Below are 18,806 nucleotides of genomic sequence, written 5' to 3'. Positions count from 1 at the left end.
CCGGGTGCCCGCCGGGCATGCCGCATGCCGCGCAGCGTCCATGGACACATCCGACACGACATCCGCGGCCGCCGTGACCGGCCGCCCCACGGCCCGCGCGGTCGCCACCGTGGCCCTGGTGCTGCTCATCATCGGCGGCCTCAACTGGGCGCTGGTGGGGCTGTTCAACCTGGACTTCATCGCCGCCCTGTTCGGCCGCATGACGCTGCTGTCGCGCACGGTCTATGTGCTCGTCGGTGTCGCGGCACTGTTCGCCTTGACCTTGCTGCCACGGCTGGGTCGCGGCCGACTCTGAGGCGCCGCAAAAGCAAAGGGCCCGGCAGTGCCGGGCCCTTTGCGTTTGGAGAGGTTCAGTGGAAGAAGAGATAGACCAGCAGCAACACGATGCCCGGAACGCCGAGCAGCCAGGCGAGAAGGTATTTGCCCATGGTGATCTCCTTGTGAGGTGGGGGTAAGGCAAGCATGACTGCCACGGGGCCCCGCACGTAGCGGACGAGGCCCGACACCTGCGTAGGAAGAGCGGCAGGCGCCCGGCCAGCCAAGGCGGCGTAGGAGGGGGCCCACCGCCAGACAGGGCGCGGGCTGGCGCAGTCAGAACGGCTGACTCGTTAGTCTGACGCCAGTCCCTAGGCAAGCCGCCACAAGGGATACAGCAAAGGAGTACCTCATGAACAGCGACCAGATCAAGGGCAGCGTCAAGGATGTCGCCGGCAAGGCGCAGCGCAAGTTGGGTGAGGCCATCGGCAGCACCGAGCAGCAGGTCAAGGGCGCCGCGACCCAGGTCGAAGGCAAGGCCCAGAAGGCCGTGGGTGATGTGCGCGAGGCCGTCAAGGAAGCGCGCGACAACCGCAAGATCTGACGCCCCTGCGCCAGTGCCGCGCCGCCGGGCCTCAGGGTCCGGCGGCGCTTTTTCGCGCTATCGGGCGCCCCTGATCGATCAATGAGGGTTGCCGCTCGCCATGCCGGCCCGGTAAATCGGCAAGCTGCGCGCGTCTTGCCGCCCGTTCAGCCGATCTGAAGCTGAGCTTGGGCAGGCACCGCCCGCGGAGCCGTGATGTGCAGGGGCTGCGCTGGCGACGTCGTCGCTTCGGCGCCGGCGAGCTTCTCGACATAGTCGGCCAGCGTCGGCCAGTCGAAGAAGCGCGCGTCGGGCTGGCGCAGGGGTGAGCGGCGCCAGGCGGTCTCGCTGCCGCTGTCGAACAGCAGGCCCTGGGCGCCCGCGCGGTGGCCGGCCTCGACGTCGTCCAGCGTGTCGCCCACCATCCAGCAGCGCGCCAGGTCCAGGTGGTGGCGGTGCGCGGCGCGCACCAGCATGCCGGGCGCCGGCTTGCGGCACAGGCAGGCGGGGCGTCCCTCGTCGTCGGGCGCGTGGGGGCAGACCTCGACGCCGTCGATGCGAACGCCGAATTCCTGCTGCAGGCGTTGCAGCAGCACCTGCTGCAGGCGGGCGAACTCGGCGCGCGTGAAGCGGCCATGCGCCAGGCCGCTCTGGTTGGTCACGATGACCAGGGCCAGCCCTGCCGCCTGCAGCCGCGCCAGCGCCGCGCCGGCACCGGGCACGAAGCGCAGCAGCAGCGGGTCGGTGTTGAAGGGCGCGTCCTCGACCAGGGTGCCGTCCTTGTCGATGAAGAGGCCGGCACGCAGGCGCGGGCGCGCGGCAGGCCGGGGCAGCTCGCGCATGGTCAGCAGGCTGGATGAAGCGATGGGGTCGAAAGAGGCGCTGAAGCTCATGGGCTCGTTCGGGCAGGGCGGGAGTGCCAGACCGGCTCCAGGCAATCGGCGTGCCCGCCAGCGTCCTACAGCCCGATGGGGCGCCGTCCCCTGAGCCCTGGAACGGCGCGGGGCTAGCGTGTGAGCAAGACAGGAGATCCCATGGCCACCTCTGCCCGCTCCATCGCCTCCCTGACCCTGAGCTTCGGCCTGGTCAACGTGCCCGTGCGGCTGTATTCGGCGACCGAGAGCGGTGCGGACATCCGTTTCAACCTGCTGGACAAGGACGGCTCACGGCTGAAGCAGCAATACATCAACGAGCGCACCCAAAAGGTGGTCGAGCGCAAGGACATGGTCAAGGGCTATGAGGTAGAGGACAACCAGTTCGTGCTCTTCACGCCTGAGGAGCTCAAGGAGCTGGAAGAGGGCAGCAGCCACGTCATCGAGATCGTCAACTTCGTGCCGCTGGCCTCCATCGACCCGCTGTACTACGACAAGAGCTATCTGCTCGCGCCCGACAAGCGCGGTGAAAAGCCCTATGCCCTGCTCGCCGAGGCGCTGCGTCAGTCGGGCCGCTGCGCGCTGGCCAAGTGGCCCTGGAAGGCCAAGCAATACGTGGCCCAGGTGCGGGCCAACGAGGACGGGTTGATCCTGCAGCAGCTGCGCTACTCGGCCGAGGTGAGGTCGCTGGCGGCGTTGGAAATTCCCAAGGCCGCGGTCTCCAAAACCGAGCTGCAGCTGGCCCTGCAACTGGTCGACCAGATTGCCGCCGACAGCTTCGACCCCGAGCAGTTCCGCGACGAGGAGAAGGAGAGGGTGCTCGCCGCCATCGAGGAGAAGGTCAAGGGCAGGAAGATCGTCGCCTCTTCCCGCGAGGAGCACGGGCCGACGGGCGGCGGCCAGGTCATCGACCTGATGGAGGCCCTGCGCGCCAGCCTGGGCGGCAAGCCGGCCGCCAAGGCAGGCGCCAAAGCGGGCAGCAAGGTGGCCTCGGCCAAGGTCACGCCGCTGCCGACGCGCAAGACGGTCGCCCGGCGCGACGCGGCCGAGCCCGAAGCCGCCGCACCCAAGCGGGCGCGGGCACGCAAATAGGCGCCGTTCAGGCCCTCGCCAGGCGGCGCACGACCGACACGAAGTGGTCGATCTCGTCGCAGCTGTTGTAGAACGCGAACGATGGCCTCACCGTGGCCTCGACGCCCAAGCGGCGCAGGATGGGCTGGGCGCAGTGGTGGCCGGAGCGCACCGCGATGCCTTGCTCCGCCAGCGCCTTGCCCACCGCCGCCGTCTCGTGGCCGGCGAGCACGAAGCTCAGCACGCTGGCCTTGTCGGCCGCCGTGCCGATGAGTCGCACGCCCGGGATGGGGCGTATGGCTTCGGTCGCATAGGCGAGCAGGTCGTGCTCGTAGCGGGCGATGGATGCCAAGCCGATGCGCGACACGTAGTCCAGCGCCGCGCCCAGCCCCGCGGCGTCGGCGATGTTGCCGGTGCCGGCCTCGAACTTCGCCGGTGCCGGCTGGAACACCGTGCGCTCGAAGCTCACGTCGGCAATCATGTTGCCGCCACCCTGCCAGGGCGGGATGGCGTCCAGCACCTCTTTGCGGCCGACGACCGCGCCGATGCCGGTGGGGCCGAAGATCTTGTGGCCGCTGAAGATGAAGAAGTCGCAGCCGAGGGCCTGCACGTCCACGGCGAGGTGGGAGACCGACTGCGCGCCGTCCACCAGCGTCGTCACGCCATGGCGCTGCGCGATGCCGACCAGCTCCTGCACCGGCACGACGGTGCCGAGGGCATTGCTGACCTGGGTCACGGCGAGCAGCTTGGTGCGCGGGCTGGCTATGAGCTTCTGCGCCTCGGCCAGGATGACCTGGCCGGTGTCGTCCACCGGGATCACGCGCAGATGCGCACCCTTGCGCGCAGCGAGCTGCTGCCAGGGCACGATGTTGGCGTGGTGCTCCAGGTGGGAGACGACGATCTCGTCACCGGCGCCGACGTTCTGCTCGCCCCAGGTGTTGGCCACCAGGTTGATGGCCTCGGTGGCGCCGCGCACGAAGATGACCTCATCGGCCGAGCGCGCGTTGACGAACCGGGCCACCGTCTTGCGGGCGCCTTCGTAGGCGTCGGTCGCGCGCGCGGCCAGCGTGTGGGCGGCGCGGTGGATGTTGCTGTTCTCGTGCTCGTAGAAGTAGCTCAGCCGATCGATGACGGCCTGGGGCTTCTGTGTCGTGGCCGCGTTGTCGAACCACACCAGCTGCTTGCCGTTGACGCGCTCTTGCAGGATGGGGAAGTCGCGCCGGATGGCGTTGACGTCGAAGGGCAGGCGCTGGGCTTGAAGCGCATGCTTGTTGGGCAGCTCGCCGGCGTGATGGCCTGCGGGGCCGGGATGGCGCTGCAGGTCCAGAACGTACAGAGAAGGTTGCTGAGACACGCTCGAAGGCTCGACGAAGTAGTAGCCCGAAGGCACGGCTTCGCGTTGCGGCGGCGAGATCTGTTGCGGCACACCGAGCAACTGGCTGCCGGCGCGGCCGTCGATGCCGGGCACGCTGGTCAACAGCACATCGGGCACGCCGTTGCCGGCCTGCGCATGAGGCGCTCGGGCGGGCGACGGGCGCAGCAGTGCCGCCACATGATCCGGGCCGGTTGGCGCGAGATTGAGGCCAGGCGCTGCGGCGCCGAAGCCGCCGAACTGCGTGGTGGTGGACTGGGGCAGCGGGCCGCTCGGCAGGCCCGGCGGCAGCGGGTTGGCGGGCACGTTCAAGCCGCCGGCGGACTGCACTGGCTGGGCCGAAGGCAGGGAGCCTGCGTTCAGGCTGCCGAACAGCTCGTTGGCCAGCCGGCCCAGCGCCGCGACGTCGAAAGGGCTCTCGACCACGTCAGCGGTAGGTGTCAGGGTACTCATGGTATTTGCCAACTTCCACGTCTTCGAGCACGGCCAGCGCATCGTCGCTGTGCACCGCCAGCGAGCAATACAGGCTGATCAGGTAGGAGGCGATCGCGTTGCGGTTGATGCCCATGAAACGCACCGACAGGCCCGGGCCTTGTTCGCCCGGCAGGCCCGGCTGGTAGAGGCCGACGACGCCCTGGCGCTTGTCGCCCACGCGCAGCAGGATGATGCTGGTCTTGCCGTCGTTGACGGGCACCTTGTCGCTCGGGATCAGCGGGATGCCGCGCCAGGTCAGGAACTGGCTGCCGAACAGGCTGATGGTGGGCGGCGGCACACCACGGCGAGTGCACTCGCGGCCGAAGGCGGCGATGCCCAGCGGGTGGGTCAGGAAGAAGGCCGGCTCCTTCCAGACCTTGCCGAGCAGGTCGTCCAGGTCGTCGGGCGTGGGCGCGCCGGTCAGCGTGGACAGGCGCTGCGAGTCCGCGACATTGGCCAGCAGGCCGTAGTCTGGGTTGTTGATGAGCTCGGACTCCTGGCGCTCCTTGATCGTCTCGATGACGATGCGCAGCTGCTCCTTGATCTGGTCGTGCGGGCTGCTGTAGAGGTCGGACACGCGGGTGTGCACGTCCAGCACCGTGGCCACGGCGTTCAGGAAGTACTCGCGTGGTGCCGCGTCGTAGTCGGCGAAGGTGACGGGCAGCTCGGCCTCGTCGCGCTTGGCGCAGGCGACCTTGACGGCCTCGGGATCGGCCACCTTGTTGAGCCGGTAGATGCCGGCCTCGACCGGGATCCACTGCAGCAGATGCGTCAGCCAGCGCGGTGTGATGGTGGAGAGCTGCGGGACGGTTTTTGTCGCATTCGCAAGCTGCCGCGCGGCGGTGTCGCTGAGCGCGAGTTGAGGGGTGTCAGCCATGGGGAAAAGGGCTCCTGGGGGCGGTGGGTGGATGAGAGGGTCAGGCGCTCAGCGGCTGGAAGGCTGAGTTCGGATCGGCCTGCGAGGCCGCTTGGGAGATGCGGCTTTGCGGCGGCAGGCTGCGGGTCAGCCAGACGTTGCCGCCGATGACCGAGCCGCGGCCGATGGTGATGCGGCCCAGCACGGTGGCGCCGGCGTAGATGACGACGTCGTCCTCGACGATGGGGTGGCGCGGCTGGCCCTTGTGGGCGTGGCCGGCGTCGTCGGTCGGGATGCTCTTGGCGCCCAGCGTGACGTTCTGGTAGATGCGCACGCGCTGGCCCAGCACGGCCGTCTCGCCGATGACGACGCCGGTGCCGTGGTCGATGAAGCAGCCCGCGCCTATGGTTGCACCGGGGTGGATGTCGATGCCGGTCTGGGCATGGGCCAGCTCCGAGATGACGCGCGCGATCAGCGGCAGGCCCAGCAGATAGAGCTCATGGGCGAGGCGGTGGCTGATGAGGGCGTGCAGGCCCGGGTAGCAGAGCAGCACTTCGTCGACGCTGCGCGCGGCGGGGTCGCCCTGGAAGGCGGCGATGACGTCGCTGTCGAGCAGTTCGCGCACGGCGGGCAGGCGGGCGGCGAAGCGGGCCACGCGCTCGGCGGCGTTGTTGAAGGGCGGCGCCTCGACGCCGCGCAGCCGCGCGTCATGGCCGAGCTCCAGTGCCGCCTGCTGGCGCAGCCTGGAAAGCGCCGCGCCCAGCGTGTGGCCGACGAAATAGTCCTCGCCCTCGGGTTGCAGATCGGGTGGCCCCAGACGCATCGGGAACAGCGCACCGGCCAGTTGCTGCATGACGACGGCCAGCAGCTCACGCGACGGCAGCTCGCGGCCGCCAGCATCCCAGCGCCGGTGCTCTTCGCGCCAGCGGCGCCGCGCATGGCGCAGCGCGGAGACGATGCCGGAGAGGTCGTCGACCGGCTCCATCAGTCCTGCACCCACGGCAGGCTGTGAAAGCGCCAGCCGTTGAAATGGCCGCGCTGCTGCCGGTGGTCGCTGTCGCCCTCGAAGCCTTCCTGCACATTGAAGACGTGGGTGAGCCCCGCCTTGGTGGAGGCTTCGGCGGCGAGAGCCGAGCGCTTGCCGCTGCGGCACAGCAGCAGCACCGGCAACTCATTGCCGGACTTGGGCCCGACCTTGGCGTCCAGCTCCTTGGCAAAGCGCGGATTGCGGTTCAGCGAAGTGCCGGTGGCCCAGGCCACGTGCAGGCTGCCCGGCACATGGCCGACGAAGTGGCGCTCCTCGGTGCTGCGCACGTCGACGAGGACGGCCTGGCCGGCCTGGACCAGGGCCCAGGCGTCGCGCGGCGCAAGGCTGCCGGCGAAGGGCAGGGCGGCGGCCCGGGCGGCTTCGCGGGCCTGCGCCAGCGCTTCGGATTCTTCGAGAACTGAATTGCTCATGTCGGATCTCATGCGAAAACCGAGCAAGGCTAGGTGTCAGGCTTTCTTCGGCAAACGAATCAAAACAAGAACGGTTATGAGCTTTCTGGCGCGCCGCGAATTGCGCCCTTGTCCGACATCCAGCCCCCGACGTCGCGGCCAAGCTGATGGCGATGGCCACCACGCGTTCCTCACCCAAGAAGAGCGGCCTGCCTGCCGAGGCGCCGCTGGCGCGCTACAACGCCAAGCGGGATTTCAGCGCCACCGCCGAGCCCAAGGGCCGCGTCGGCCGCAAGGCGGCCAAGGCCCTGGCCTTCGTCGTGCAGAAGCACTGGGCCTCGCGCCTGCATTACGACTTCCGCCTCGAGCTCGACGGCGTCATGCTGAGCTGGGCCGTGCCCAAGGGGCCGAGCTTGGACCCGGCTGTCAAGCACATGGCGGTGCGCGTGGAGGACCACCCGCTCAGCTACAACCGCTTCGAAGGCGAGATCCCCAAGGGCCACTACGGCGCCGGCCGCGTCATCATCTGGGACCGCGGCGCGTGGACGCCCGTCGGCGACCCGCATGAGGGCCTGGCCCAGGGCAAGCTGATCTTCCAGCTGCATGGCGAAAAGCTGGCCGGGCTGTGGGAGCTGGTGCGCATCGCCAAGCCGGGCGACAAGCAGGAAGCCTGGCTGCTGCTGAAGAAGAAGGGCGACGCCTGGGCGCGGCCGAGCAGCGACTACGACGTCGTGACGGCGCTGCCGGACAGCGTCGTGGAGACGCCACTGGGCCTGGTTGAGGAGCGCGAGGGCCGCGGCGAAACACCGTCGGCGCCCGATCTGGCCAAGGCCGTCAAGGCCGCCCTGCCCAGGACGCTGGCGCCGCAACTGGCGACGCTGGCCGCCGCCGTGCCGCCGGGCGGTCACTGGGTCGTCGAGAACAAGTTCGACGGCTATCGCATGCTGGTGCGCCTGTCGTCCGGCAAGGCCCGCCTCATCACGCGCAATGGCAATGACTGGACGGGCAAGCTGAAGCACCTGGCCACGGAGGTCGAGCAGCTCGGCATCGCCCGCGCCTGGCTGGACGGCGAGATCGTCGTGCTCAATGAAGCCGGCGTGCCGGACTTCAACCGCCTGCAGGACGCCATCGACGGCGCCCGCAACGAGGACATCGTCTTCTACCTTTTCGATGTGCCCTTCCTCGGCGATCGCGACCTGCGCGCGGTGCCGCTGCAAAGCCGCCGTGCCGTGCTGCAGGGCCTGCTGAAGGGCCATGAAGGGCCACGCATCCGCTTCAGCGATGCCTTTCCAGCCCCTCCGGCCGAGGTGCTGGATGCCGCCTGCCGCATCGGCCTGGAAGGCGTCATCCTGAAACGGGCCGACTCGCCCTATGTGAACCGGCGCAGCGATAGCTGGCTCAAGCTGAAATGCCAGCGCCGCCAGGAGTTCGTCGTGCTCGGCTTCACGGATCGCAGCAACTCGGCCAACGAGGTGGGCGCGCTGCTGCTGGGCTATCACGATGAGCAGGGGCGGCTGCGGCATGCGGGCGCCGTCGGCACCGGTTGGTCGTCGGTGCAAGGACGGGACATGCACCGCCAGCTGGTGGCGCTGGAAACGAAGCGTCCGGCCGTCGCTGCCGAGGCGCCGCCGCCCAGCCGGCGCGGCGGCCGCTCGCGCGGCCAGGAGCGCTGGGTCAAGGCCAAACTGGTGGTCGAGGTCGCCTTTGGCGAATGGACGCCCGACGGGCATATCCGCCATGCGAGCTTCCGCGGCCTGCGCGAGGACAAGCCCGCCAAGGCCATCGTGCGCGAGCAGGCGCTGCCGGCCACAGCCTCACAGGCGCCGGCAGTGAAGGTGTCCCATCCCGAGCGGGTCATCGATGCCGCCTCGGGCGTGACCAAGCTCGACCTGGTGCGCTACTACGAGAGCGTGGCCGACTGGCTGCTGCCGCATCTGCGTGACCGGCCTGTGTCCCTGGTGCGGGCACCGCGCGGCATCGCCGGCCAGCTGTTCTTCCAGAAGCATGCCGACGCGCCCCTGCCTGGCATCCGCCAGCTCGACGCTGACCTCTGGCCCGAGCACGAACCGCTGCTCGTCGTCGACTCGGCCGAAGGACTGGTGTCGGCGGCCCAGTTGAACGTCGTCGAGTTCCACACCTGGAACTCCACCACCGCGCATATCGACCAGCCCGACCGCATCGTCTTCGACCTGGACCCCGGCGAGGGCGTCCCCTGGGCCCATCTGCAGGAGGCGGCCTTGCTGACGCGCACGATGCTGGAGGAGCTGGGCCTGCGCAGCTGGCTCAAGACCAGTGGCGGCAAGGGCCTGCACGTGGTGGTGCCGCTGAAGCCCAAGATCGATGACGGCCAGGCCAAGGATTTCGCCCGCGCGGTTGTTGCGCACATGGCGCGCACCATTCCGAAGCGCTTTGTCGCCAAGAGCGGCCCCGCCAACCGGGTCGGCAAAATCTTCATCGACTATCTGCGCAATGGCGAAGGCCAGACCACGGTGGCGGCATTTTCTGCCCGCGCCCGGCCCGGGCTGGGTGTTTCCATGCCGGTGGCCTGGGAGCAACTGGCCGAGCTGAAGAGCGGTGCGCAATGGACGGTGAAGACGGCGCGCGACCACCTGTCACTGCAGCGCGCCGACCCCTGGGCCGATTTCTGGAAGAGCCGCCAGACCGTCAAGCGCCGGCCACCCGAGCGATGAGCACGACCGATCCGGACCCCAGGCGCGCCGTGCTCTTCCGCATGCTCATGCCCGAGCATGTCGGCCATCCGATCAGGGACAAGGACGAGGCCAGCTCTATCCGTTTGCGGAAGGATTGGCGGGCCTGCGGGCCGCGGCGGGGAGGGCAGGCACGCGGTTTGCCAGGAATGTCCCTTCAGCTTTGAACTGGGTGTCCCATGCCAGCAGCGATGGAGCGCTATGTCTTCTTCAACAATGCCGCCGACGGCGAGGCCGTGCGCAAGGCCGGCGCCGTGGCCACTGCTTGTGGGGCCAAGGTGATCGAACGCCTTCCCAGGGCCCTCCTGATGGAGGTGGAAGTGCACCGGGTGCCCGACATCGCCGCGGCGTTGGCGGACTGGCAGTTCACGCCCGAGAGGCGGCAGGCCCGCGAGCGGCGCCTGACGCCGGCCCGGCGTGCCGCGGCATCACGGCAGGGCATGGTCGCGGCTTAGCCGCGCCCGGTATCAGGCGACTTCGCCGGCCAGCACCCGCTTCAGTGGCGCACCGCTGACGGTCTCCTGGCCGAGCAGCATCTCGGTCAGCGTATCGAGGCGGTCGCGCTTGTCTTCCAGCACGCGCCGGCATTCGGCCTGGGCGCTCTCCAGCAGCGCGCGGGCCTCGTCCAGCAGCGATTTCTGCACATCGGGGCCGATCAGCTCCTTGGGCACACCGGCCATGCTGAGCAGGCCGAAGGTCTTGCCAAAGCCCAGCGAACCCACCATGTTGGTGGCCAGCTCGGAGGCGCGCTTGAGGTCGTCGGCGGCGCCGGAGGAGGCATTGCCGAAGGCGATCAGCTCGGCTTCGCGGCCGGCCAGCATCATGGCCAGGCGCGAGCGCAGTTCACGCTCGCCATACAGCGGCTCTTCGTTGGCACGGGCCACATAGGTCACGCCCAGGGCCGGGCCGCGCGGTTCGATGCTGACGCGCTCGACGCTGCCGGCCTCCAGCACATGGGCCACCAGCGCGTGGCCGGACTCATGGAAGGCGATGCGGCGCAGCGTCTCGGGCGTGATGAGGCCCTTGGTGTTGCTGACCTCGCCGCCGAGCTGGTGGGTCTCCAGCGACTGGTAGACGCGCTCCTGGCTGACCAGCGCCTCGCCGGCCTCGGCCGCATAGGCGGCGGCGCGGTTGACGCAGTTGGCGATGTCCGCCGGCGACATGCCGGCCGCGGTCCGGGCGATGGAGGGGAGGTCGATGCCGGCGGCCGCCTTGACCTGGCCGAGGTAGAGGCCGAACAACTGCTCGCGCTCGGGCACCGTCGGTAGGGCCGTGCGGACGATGAGGTCGAAGCGGCCGGGGCGGCGCATGGCCTCGTCGACGTTGTCGACATGGTTGGTGGCGCCGACGATGACGACGTTCTCCAGCGAGGAGAAACCATCCATCTCCACCAGCAGGCGATTGATGATGCGGTTCTGCTCCTGCTCGCCGCCGCCCGGGGCTTCGTTGCCGCTGCTGCGCCGGCCGATGCCGTCGATCTCGTCGATGAAGATGATGCAAGGCGCCGCCTCGCGGGCCTTCTTGAACAGCTCCTTCACCTTGCCGATGCCGGCGCCATAGAACATGGAGCTGAAGTAGGAGCCGTCCACGCTGATGAAGCTGGCGCCGCATTCACCGGCCAGGGCCTTGGCCAGCAGCGTCTTGCCGGTGCCGGGCGGGCCGTCGAGCAGCACGCCGCGCGGCGCCTTGGCGCCCACTTCCGCGTACTGCTTGGGGTCCTTCATGAAGGCGGCCACGCGGCGCAAGGCCTTCTTGGCCTCGTCGGCACCGATGACGTCGTCAAAGCGCGTCTTGGGCTTGTCGGCCAGGCGGGTGCGCTGGCCCAGGCCGCCGCGCATCTGCAGATAGACCAGCGGTGCCGCGACGAGCAGCAGCAGCAGGATGGGCCCCAGCACGGCGCCGGCGCGCTCCAGGGACTGGAACAGGCGCTGGCCGCCGGTGCGTGCGTCGACATCGATATCGGTCAGCGCAAAACCCTGGGCCACGCTGAGCTCGCCCAGGCGTGCACCGATTTCGTTCTTGCAGCCCAGGCCGCAGTCGATGAGCCGGGTGCTGAACTGCTGGCCGGCGCGGTCGGTGTAGAGCACCAGGCCGCCGCCGACGCCGACGGCCGCGATCTCCTTGGCCTGCAGGGCGCGCTCGAACGTCGAGGCCTCGCGCGGATTGGCCAGCCACTGCTCGGGCGCCTTCTCGAAGGCCAGGGCGGTGGCGTTCTTGCGGGCCTGCACCTCGTTGGCCGTGCGCTCATGCAGTGTCGACAGGCCGAACAGGCCCAGCAGCAGGGCGGCGGCACTGGCCACGAGGATGAGTTTCTGACGCAATCCCGGTGTGGGGGTGTTGCTGGCGCTGTCCATGGTGTTCGGGCGGGGTACTGCAGTCCTGCCAGACTAACGGCCCGGTGGCTGCGCCGTGCGTGCGTTATCGAGGCTTGGTCTCAGTCGCTGCACCGCAAATTGCAACAGCCGGCCCGGGTGCGAAAAACTGCCCAGAATGCCTGAGCGATCGGCTTCGCCTCGTTGTGTCATTCGAATGGGCGGTTGGCTGTTGGTGCTCTACCGAACAGACCCATGCGCTGCGGGCAGTCCAGAGTTGCCCCAACTCACCGTGCAGGGCCAGCCCTTGGCCACGACTGGGGCGACACCCCGGCCCATGACCGAGCGAGTTGTCAAACTTGAGGAGAGCATCTTGAGGTCGTCACGCAGGAGTCTTTCTGTGCTGCCGCCCCTGGCCTGGTTCGTGATGGCGGCGTTGACAACCGCGGTTGCCGCACTGCTGCTCGGGGGCGATATGGCGCCGTCGCGGGAGCCCGCGCTGCTGGCGGCGGCCGAAGCGGCCGTGCACCGCGCCAACACACCGGCGATTGCGGCCCATGCGCCGGCCGAGTTGCGCAGGGCGCATGAAAATCTCGCCGCCGCGCAGGCGGCATTTGCATTGGGCGATACCGTCAGCGCCGGCCAACTCGGCGAGCTGGCCGAGATCGACGCCCGCGTAGCCGAGTTGCACGCCCAGACCGTGCTTTCCCGCCAGGCGGCACGCTAGTCGCAGGACGCAGCGAGCGCTGCACGACGGAACCCCAAGTCGGGCCCTCCGGTGATCGTCTCCACCGTGGTCTTCACTCGCCAGTGCAACCGTCGCAGCTGGCTTGCGTCGCCCCGCATCGACCGCCTGGACCTGACTTCTAGGTGCGGCACCGCACGGACTTCCTGTGGGAGTCCGAATGATGCTTCCACGACCGTTGCTTCCGGTTCTTGCCATGAACTCGCAATGCCCACTCCTTGACGCGGCAGTTCCACCTGCGGCTGCAGCGATCTTGCCCGCCTCGGCGGGTCACTTCGGTAGCTCACGCAGCTTGTGGGGGGCTATTGCCAGCGATGCAGAGCTCGACACCGTCGAACTTGCCCGCGAGCTATGGCGGCAAGCCGTTCATGATCTGCGCGGGAAACTCGGCGTGGTCACGAACGTCACCGCCTTGCTGCAGCAACCCTGCAGCGAGCCACGCCGCTCTCAACTCGTGGCCCTGCTGAATCGCAACGTTGTCGGCCTGGGTGATTTGCTGGATGGCGTGGCCGATCTTGCCCGCCTCGACGCGAAGAAGGAACGGCCTGTCGTTCGCACCTTCGACATTGCCACGACGCTCGACACGACGTGCGGCAACCTCCAAGTGTTGGCGCGCTCACGGGGCATTCAGCTCGAATTCTGCGGCCCCAGGAGCCTCATTGCCGACAGCGACCCGCTGATGGTGACACGCATCGCGCAAAACCTCTTGCTCAATGCCATCCAGTACACGCACGGCGACGGCGTCAGGTTGACCTGCGGTCCTTGTGAAGCGGCGGAGGCGAGCGATTGGTACTTCGAAGTCGGTGGCGCTGAGGTCAGCTGGGGTGGCAACGACCTGACGAAGCTTCTTCAGACATCGAGCACCCGGAGCGCCCCGGGTTCAAGCTCCGGCGAAGGCATTGGCCTGTCCATCGTCAAACGGCTGTGCAGCCTGCTGGGAGGCAGCATGGCGGTCGAGTACGCCGGCGGCACTGGCAGGATCACCCGTATCCGGTTGCCGAGACGCTACCCGGGCCCACCTGCGGTCCAGACCATTTCAGCCATCGGCGGCAGGCTTATCTCTGTTCCCAGCGTTCGATCCCTCGCGGATCTCCAGAGCTGCCAGCCGCGCCTGGATGCCCCACCTCCAGCCAACCCGGGCGCTCCCCTGACGCATTCGTAGCTGCGGCCCGATTCAGGTCGCGGTGGCTATGGCACAGGTTGGGGGCACATGTGCCCAAGCTGTGCCCACGGCGCCCAAAAACAAAGGGCTTGACCGCAGCCAAGCCCTTGATTTAATTTGGAAATTCTGGTGCCGGCAAGAGGAGTCGAACCCCCGACCTTCGCATTACGAATGCGCTGCTCTACCAACTGAGCTATGCCGGCCTCACGCAGTTCCTTTTATTGGAGTTGTTGGAATCAGCGAAGCCCAGCATCATAGCTCAACTGCAGGCAGCCGCCAAGATTGGCTTGCTTTTCAAGCGGCAGCAAGCAAACTCCGCCGCATGAAAAAGGTCCGGAAGCTGCTGTTGTGCGTGGGAATGCTGGTCGCTGCGGCGACGGCCCGGAGCGAGGACGGGCGCTTTGACGTTGCTACCCGCGAGGGCGTCGTGACACCGGTGTTCTGGCAGGCCGCCCAACCAGCCGAACGGGCCAAGGCGACGGTGCTGCTGTTTCCCGGCGGCATTGGGGGCTTCGGGCGCGTCGAGGCGGGGCGGCCGACGAGCCGCAATTTCCTGGTGCGCTCGGCTGGCGAGTTCGTCGCGCGCGGCTACAACGTCGCCATCTTCGGCAAGCCGAGCGACACGCCCGATCTGGGCTACGCAGAGCGCATATCGGACGCCCACATGACCGACATCCGCGAGGTGCTGGCGGCGGTCAGGAAGAAGTCGGCGCTGCCGGTCTGGCTGGTCGGCACCAGCCGCGGCACGGTCTCGGCCACCGCGGCGGCCATCCGCCTGCAGGGCGACATCGCGGGCCTGGTGCTGACGTCCAGCATCGTTGCCTGGGACAAGACGGGCGCCGTGCCGCGCCAGGACCTCGCCGCCATCCGCGTGCCGGTGCTGGTGCTGCACCATGCGAAAGACCAGTGCCGGCAGACGCTGCCGCGCGACGTGAGCCTCATCCTGAAGGGCCTGACGGCCACGCCGGTGAAGAAACTGGTGATGGTGGACGGCGGTGCCGACCCGACGGGCGACGCCTGCGAGGCCTTGCATTGGCACGGCTTCATCGGCATGGAGGCCGAGGCCGTGGGGCTGATCACCGGCTGGATGGACCAGCCGATCCCTTGATTGGTGTCTTCCGGGCCGAGCGCTGGGCCGCTCCCGAGCCGGCCCGTCTGGCGATGTGCTTGCGGCTCGATGCCGCAAGCATCGCTGTCCCCTCGGGGGACCGGTCAGCCGCAACGCGTTCAGCGGTGTGCGGCTGGACGAGGGGCGTCATTCCTGGCGGTGGTAGGCCGCGATGCGCTCGACCTCGTTCTTCGAGCCCAGCGCGACGGCCACGCGCTCGTGCAGCTTGCCGGGCTTGAGGTCCATGATGCGATCCGTGCCGGTGGTGGCTGCGCCGCCGGCCTGCTCGACGATGAAGGCCATCGGGTTGGCCTCGTACAGCAGGCGCAGCTTGCCGGGCTTGTCGGGCTCGCGCTGGTCCCAGGGATACATGAAGACGCCGCCGCGGGTGAGGATGCGGTGCACGTCGGCCACCATGCTGGCCACCCAGCGCATGTTGAAGTCCTTGCCGCGCGGCCCCGTGGAGCCGGCCAGGCATTCGTCGATGTAGCGACGCACCGGCGGCGCCCAGTGGCGCAGGTTGGACATGTTGATGGCGAATTCCTTGGTGTCCTCGGGAATGCGCACCTGGTCCTGCGTCAGCACCCAGGAGCCGGTCTCGCGGTCCAGCGTGAAGACGGCCACACCGTCGCCCACCGTCAGCACCAGCATGCTCTGCGGGCCGTAGACGCAATAGCCGGCCGCGGCCTGCTGCTTGCCGGGTTGCAGGAAGTCTTCCTCGCTCACGCCGCGCGAATGGCCCACCTTGCGCAGCACGCTGAAGATGGTGCCGATGGACGCATTGACGTCGATGTTGCTGGAGCCGTCGAGGGGGTCGAACAGCAGCAGGTATTCGCCTTGCGGGTAGCGGTTGGGCACGACGTAGATGCCGTCCATCTCCTCGCTGGCCATGGCCGCGAGATGACCGCCCCATTCGTTCGCCTCGATCAGCACCTCGTTGGCGATGACGTCGAGCTTCTTCTGCACTTCGCCCTGCACGTTCTCGCTGCCGGCGCTGCCAAGCACGTCACCCAGGGCGCCCTTGTTGACGGAGATCGCGATGCGCTTGCAGGCGCGCGCCACGACCTCGATCAGGAGGCGCAGTTCCTGCGGGATGTGGCCGTGCTCGCGCTGCTGCTCGACGAGGTACTGGGTCAGGCTGGTTTGACGTGCCATCGCATCAGCCTCCCGAAGCCAGCGCGCGCTCGACGATCTCGCGCACATCACTGGACAGGTCGGCCTTGGCCGCCACGCGGGCGACCGCTTCACGCGCTGCCGTGCGATAGGGCTCGGCCAGCACGGCCCAGCGGTCCATCGCGCGGGCGATGCGGCTGGCGAGCTGGGGGTTGATGGCGTCGACGGCCAGCACCTGGTCGGCCCAGAACACATAGCCCGCCGCGTCGGCACGGTGGAAGGCGGCCGGGTTGAACATGCACAGCGAGGCCAGCAGGCTGCGCGCGCGGTTGGGGTTCTTCAACGTGAAGTCGGCGTGCTTGGTCAGCGCCTTGGCGCGGGCGAACACGCGGCCGTCGGCCTCGGGCGCGCGGGCCTGCAGCGCGAACCACTTGTCGACGACCAGCGCGTCGTCCTTGAACAGCGCATGGAAGCGCTGCAGGGCCGGCGTGGCCAGCTCGGCGTTGGCATTGACCAGGGCGGCCAGCGCGCCGAGGCGGTCCGTCATGTTGGACGCATCCTTGAAGCGCTGGAAGGCCTTGCCCGGCCAGACGGTGTCTCCCGTGGCCTGCGCGTCCAGCACGAGCATGGACAGCGCCAGGTTGGCCAGCGCGCGCTTGCCCGACGAGACCGGGTCGGGCGTGTAGCCGCCGCCGATCTGGTGCGCCTCGAAGGCCGCGGCCCAGTCGTCACGCAGGGCGGCGGCCAGCTGGGCCTGGGCGGACATGACGGCGGCGTGGATGGCCTGCGGGTCGACGACGTCGAGCTGCTCGGCGATATAGGCCTCGCCGGGCAGCGTCAGCGCCAGTTCCTTGAAGGCCGGGTCCAGCTCGGGGTGGTTGAGCAGGCCGCGCATCGCCTCGATGAAGACGGGGCTCAGCACCAGCGGCTGGCCGGCACGCAGCGCGTGCAGGATGCGGTTCAGCGCCAGGCGCTGGCCGGCTTCCCAGCGGTTGAAGGGGTCGCTGTCATGGCGCATCAGCACGATGAGGCCGGCGTCGGAGAGGCCGTCGTCGAGCACCACGGGCGCCGAGAAGCCGCGCATCAGCGAGGGCACGGGCTCGTTGTCGATGTTCTCGAAGACGAAGGTCTGCTCGGCCTGGTCCAGCACCACCACGCCCTCGGTGTCGCCATTGGCGTTCAGGGGCAGGGCGGCGCCGTGGCGGTCCAGCAGGCCCATGACGACCGGAATGACCTGCGGCTGCTTGTCGCCCTGGCCCGGCGTGGCGGGCGTCTGCTGCGTGAAGCGCAGGGTGAAGGTGCGGGCGCTAGCGTCATGCTCGCCGCGGGCGGTCACGCGCGGCGTGCCGGCCTGCGAGTACCAGCGCTTGAAGGCGTCCAGGCGGGTGGTGAGGGCCGAGCCGGGGTTGGCGTCGGCGATGGCCTGCGCGAAGTCGTCGCAGGTCACGGCCTGGCCGTCGTGGCGTTCGAAGTAGAGCTTCATGCCCGCCTCGAAGCCCTTGCGGCCGACCAGCGTCTGGTACATGCGCACCACCTCCGAGCCCTTCTCGTAGACGGTGGCCGTGTAGAAGTTGTTGATCTCGCTGTAGCTGTCCGGGCGCACCGGGTGGGCCATGGCGCCGCTGTCCTCGGGGAACTGCATGGCGCGCAGCTGGCGCACGTCCTGGATGCGGCAGACCGCGCGGGCCGACGGCGTGCCGGCCATGTCCATGCTGAATTCCTGGTCGCGGAAGACCGTCAGGCCTTCCTTCAGCGACAGCTGGAACCAGTCGCGGCAGGTGACGCGGTTGCCGGTCCAGTTGTGGAAGTACTCGTGGGCGACGATGGATTCGATGCGGCCGAAGTCGGCATCCGTCGCGGTGGCGGGCGAGGCCAGCAGGGCGCTGGTGTTGAAGATGTTGAGGCCCTTGTTCTCCATCGCGCCCATGTTGAAGTCGGACACGCCGACCACCATGAAGCGCTCCAGGTCCAGCGGCAGACCGAAGCGCGCCTCGTCCCACACCATGGAGGCGATCAGCGAGTTCATCGCGTGCTCGGTCTTCTCCAGGTCACCGCGGCGCACATAGACCTGCAGCAGATGGTCCTTGCCAGCGCGGGTGCGCACGCGCTGCTCGCGCGCGACGAGGTCGCCCGCGACGACGGCGAACAGATAGCTGGGCTTGGGGAAGGGGTCGTTCCAGACGGCGAAGTGGCGGCCGTTCTCCAGCTTGCCGCTGTCGGTCAGGTTGCCGTTGGACAGCAGCACCGGGTATTTGGTGGCGTCGGCGCGCAGCGTGACCGTGTAGACGGCCATCACGTCCGGGCGGTCCAGGAAGTAGGTGATGCGCCGGAAGCCCTCGGCCTCGCACTGCGTGAAGAAGCTGCCACCCGAGGTGTAGAGGCCCGACAGCGCGGTGTTCTTGTCGGGGCAGGTGGTGTTGCGGATCTCGAGCGCGAAGTCGGCGTCGGGCGCGCCTTCGATGATGAGCTCGTGGCCTTCCTGGCGGAAGGAGACGCTGGCGCCGTCGATCAGCACGCGCAGCAGGTTCAGTTCTTCGCCATGCAGGCGCAGCGGGCCATGCGGCACGGCGCTGTTGCGCTCGACCTGCATCTTGCTGGTGACCAGGGTTTTGGCCGGGTCGAGGTCGAAGGTCAGGTCGACCTTGCGGATCCAGTAGGCCGGTTGCTGGTAGTCCAGCCGCTGGATGGTCGGGGAGGTGCCTTCACGCATGAGGGGCGTCCTTGGGTGAGGAAAAACG

16 protein-coding genes and 1 tRNA gene are annotated in these 18,806 nt (G+C 68.6%); 8 read left to right on the top strand and 9 right to left on the bottom strand.

Going from position 1 to position 18,806, the window contains the following annotated elements:
- The first annotated feature begins 40 nt into the window (after nt 1–40).
- Together AC1D2H_RS20885 and AC1D2H_RS20880 are read left to right on the top strand one after the other, a co-directional pair.
- Nucleotides 41–295: a DUF378 domain-containing protein gene (locus AC1D2H_RS20885; RefSeq protein ID WP_478012310.1), complete on the top strand. Its 255-nt coding sequence runs from the start codon at nt 41–43 to the stop codon at nt 293–295.
- Nucleotides 296–667: 372 nt separating this feature from the next.
- Entirely contained in the window at nt 668–859 is a 192-nt protein-coding gene (locus tag AC1D2H_RS20880; RefSeq protein WP_477935988.1) for a CsbD family protein, read from the top strand.
- Nucleotides 860–1,005: 146 nt separating this feature from the next.
- Here AC1D2H_RS20880 and AC1D2H_RS20875 read toward each other — a convergent pair whose 3' ends face one another.
- Nucleotides 1,006–1,731 (bottom strand): D-glycero-alpha-D-manno-heptose-1,7-bisphosphate 7-phosphatase, encoded by a 726-nt coding sequence (locus AC1D2H_RS20875; protein WP_478012309.1) that lies wholly within the window; start codon nt 1,729–1,731, stop codon nt 1,006–1,008.
- A gap of 141 nt (nt 1,732–1,872) precedes the next feature.
- Between AC1D2H_RS20875 and ku the strand changes: the two genes are divergently transcribed.
- Nucleotides 1,873–2,802: a non-homologous end joining protein Ku gene (ku, locus tag AC1D2H_RS20870; RefSeq protein WP_478012308.1), complete on the top strand. Its 930-nt coding sequence runs from the start codon at nt 1,873–1,875 to the stop codon at nt 2,800–2,802.
- Between the two features lie 7 nt (nt 2,803–2,809).
- Here the strand turns inward: ku and AC1D2H_RS20865 are convergent, their stop codons facing one another.
- From AC1D2H_RS20865 to AC1D2H_RS20850, 4 genes are read right to left on the bottom strand one after another with little or no spacing between them, the layout of a single operon-like run.
- A complete protein-coding gene (locus AC1D2H_RS20865; protein ID WP_478012307.1) occupies nt 2,810–4,606 on the bottom strand; it encodes a family 2A encapsulin nanocompartment cargo protein cysteine desulfurase in 1,797 nt (598 codons plus the stop codon).
- Entirely contained in the window at nt 4,581–5,504 is a 924-nt protein-coding gene (locus AC1D2H_RS20860) for a family 2A encapsulin nanocompartment shell protein (RefSeq protein WP_477935981.1), read from the bottom strand. The genes AC1D2H_RS20865 and AC1D2H_RS20860 overlap by 26 nt, the downstream gene beginning before the upstream one ends.
- A gap of 40 nt (nt 5,505–5,544) precedes the next feature.
- Nucleotides 5,545–6,468 (bottom strand): serine O-acetyltransferase EpsC, encoded by a 924-nt coding sequence (gene epsC, locus AC1D2H_RS20855; protein WP_478012359.1) that lies wholly within the window; start codon nt 6,466–6,468, stop codon nt 5,545–5,547.
- Entirely contained in the window at nt 6,468–6,941 is a 474-nt protein-coding gene (locus tag AC1D2H_RS20850; RefSeq protein WP_478012306.1) for a rhodanese-like domain-containing protein, read from the bottom strand. Before AC1D2H_RS20850 ends, epsC begins: the two co-directional genes overlap by 1 nt.
- Before the next feature lie 152 nt (nt 6,942–7,093).
- On the opposite strand from AC1D2H_RS20850, the gene ligD reads away from it, so the two are divergent.
- Together ligD and AC1D2H_RS20840 are read left to right on the top strand one after the other, a co-directional pair.
- Entirely contained in the window at nt 7,094–9,610 is a 2,517-nt protein-coding gene (gene ligD / locus AC1D2H_RS20845; protein ID WP_478012305.1) for a DNA ligase D, read from the top strand.
- 197 nt (nt 9,611–9,807) lie between these two features.
- Complete coding sequence (locus AC1D2H_RS20840; protein ID WP_478012304.1) at nt 9,808–10,083, top strand: hypothetical protein; 276 nt, start codon at nt 9,808–9,810, stop codon at nt 10,081–10,083.
- Between the two features lie 12 nt (nt 10,084–10,095).
- Here the strand turns inward: AC1D2H_RS20840 and AC1D2H_RS20835 are convergent, their stop codons facing one another.
- Nucleotides 10,096–11,982 (bottom strand): AAA family ATPase, encoded by a 1,887-nt coding sequence (locus tag AC1D2H_RS20835; RefSeq protein ID WP_478012303.1) that lies wholly within the window; start codon nt 11,980–11,982, stop codon nt 10,096–10,098.
- A gap of 358 nt (nt 11,983–12,340) precedes the next feature.
- On the opposite strand from AC1D2H_RS20835, the gene AC1D2H_RS20830 reads away from it, so the two are divergent.
- Both AC1D2H_RS20830 and AC1D2H_RS20825 read left to right on the top strand, forming a co-directional pair.
- Nucleotides 12,341–12,667: a DUF4398 domain-containing protein gene (locus AC1D2H_RS20830; RefSeq protein WP_478012302.1), complete on the top strand. Its 327-nt coding sequence runs from the start codon at nt 12,341–12,343 to the stop codon at nt 12,665–12,667.
- Nucleotides 12,668–12,845: 178 nt separating this feature from the next.
- Nucleotides 12,846–13,847, top strand: a complete 1,002-nt coding sequence (locus AC1D2H_RS20825; protein ID WP_478012301.1) for a sensor histidine kinase — start codon at nt 12,846–12,848, stop codon at nt 13,845–13,847.
- A gap of 127 nt (nt 13,848–13,974) precedes the next feature.
- Here the strand turns inward: AC1D2H_RS20825 and AC1D2H_RS20820 are convergent.
- Nucleotides 13,975–14,050 (bottom strand) — tRNA-Thr (locus AC1D2H_RS20820).
- 119 nt (nt 14,051–14,169) lie between these two features.
- Between AC1D2H_RS20820 and AC1D2H_RS20815 the strand changes: the two genes are divergently transcribed.
- Complete coding sequence (locus AC1D2H_RS20815) at nt 14,170–14,955, top strand: alpha/beta hydrolase (protein WP_478012300.1); 786 nt, start codon at nt 14,170–14,172, stop codon at nt 14,953–14,955.
- 147 nt (nt 14,956–15,102) lie between these two features.
- Here the strand turns inward: AC1D2H_RS20815 and AC1D2H_RS20810 are convergent, their stop codons facing one another.
- Nucleotides 15,103–16,110, bottom strand: coding sequence for a class 1 fructose-bisphosphatase (locus AC1D2H_RS20810; protein ID WP_478012299.1), 1,008 nt, complete (start codon nt 16,108–16,110; stop codon nt 15,103–15,105).
- A gap of 4 nt (nt 16,111–16,114) precedes the next feature.
- The gene (gene pepN, locus AC1D2H_RS20805; RefSeq protein ID WP_478012298.1) at nt 16,115–18,778 is read right to left on the bottom strand and encodes an aminopeptidase N; all 2,664 of its coding nucleotides are present in this window, start codon (nt 18,776–18,778) and stop codon (nt 16,115–16,117) included.
- Nucleotides 18,779–18,806: the final 28 nt, after the last annotated feature.

The sequence above is a fragment of the Roseateles sp. P1_C1_2 genome (assembly GCF_056406535.1).
This window is presented reverse-complemented; position numbering and strand designations above follow the sequence as displayed.

Excerpts from the sequence above, each read along its gene's own strand:
- AC1D2H_RS20860 (WP_477935981.1), bottom strand. The coding sequence starts at position 5,504 with ATGGCTGACACCCCTCAACTCGCGCTCAGCGACACCGCCGCGCGGCAG.
- AC1D2H_RS20810 (WP_478012299.1), bottom strand. The coding sequence starts at position 16,110 with ATGGCACGTCAAACCAGCCTGACCCAGTACCTCGTCGAGCAGCAGCGC.
- AC1D2H_RS20880 (WP_477935988.1), top strand. The coding sequence starts at position 668 with ATGAACAGCGACCAGATCAAGGGCAGCGTCAAGGATGTCGCCGGCAAG.
- AC1D2H_RS20835 (WP_478012303.1), bottom strand. The coding sequence starts at position 11,982 with ATGGACAGCGCCAGCAACACCCCCACACCGGGATTGCGTCAGAAACTC.
- AC1D2H_RS20840 (WP_478012304.1), top strand. The coding sequence starts at position 9,808 with ATGCCAGCAGCGATGGAGCGCTATGTCTTCTTCAACAATGCCGCCGAC.
- epsC (WP_478012359.1), bottom strand. The coding sequence starts at position 6,468 with ATGGAGCCGGTCGACGACCTCTCCGGCATCGTCTCCGCGCTGCGCCAT.
- ku (WP_478012308.1), top strand. The coding sequence starts at position 1,873 with ATGGCCACCTCTGCCCGCTCCATCGCCTCCCTGACCCTGAGCTTCGGC.
- AC1D2H_RS20885 (WP_478012310.1), top strand. The coding sequence starts at position 41 with ATGGACACATCCGACACGACATCCGCGGCCGCCGTGACCGGCCGCCCC.
- ligD (WP_478012305.1), top strand. The coding sequence starts at position 7,094 with ATGGCCACCACGCGTTCCTCACCCAAGAAGAGCGGCCTGCCTGCCGAG.
- AC1D2H_RS20825 (WP_478012301.1), top strand. The coding sequence starts at position 12,846 with ATGATGCTTCCACGACCGTTGCTTCCGGTTCTTGCCATGAACTCGCAA.
- AC1D2H_RS20875 (WP_478012309.1), bottom strand. The coding sequence starts at position 1,731 with ATGAGCTTCAGCGCCTCTTTCGACCCCATCGCTTCATCCAGCCTGCTG.
- pepN (WP_478012298.1), bottom strand. The coding sequence starts at position 18,778 with ATGCGTGAAGGCACCTCCCCGACCATCCAGCGGCTGGACTACCAGCAA.
- AC1D2H_RS20815 (WP_478012300.1), top strand. The coding sequence starts at position 14,170 with ATGAAAAAGGTCCGGAAGCTGCTGTTGTGCGTGGGAATGCTGGTCGCT.
- AC1D2H_RS20865 (WP_478012307.1), bottom strand. The coding sequence starts at position 4,606 with ATGAGTACCCTGACACCTACCGCTGACGTGGTCGAGAGCCCTTTCGAC.
- AC1D2H_RS20850 (WP_478012306.1), bottom strand. The coding sequence starts at position 6,941 with ATGAGCAATTCAGTTCTCGAAGAATCCGAAGCGCTGGCGCAGGCCCGC.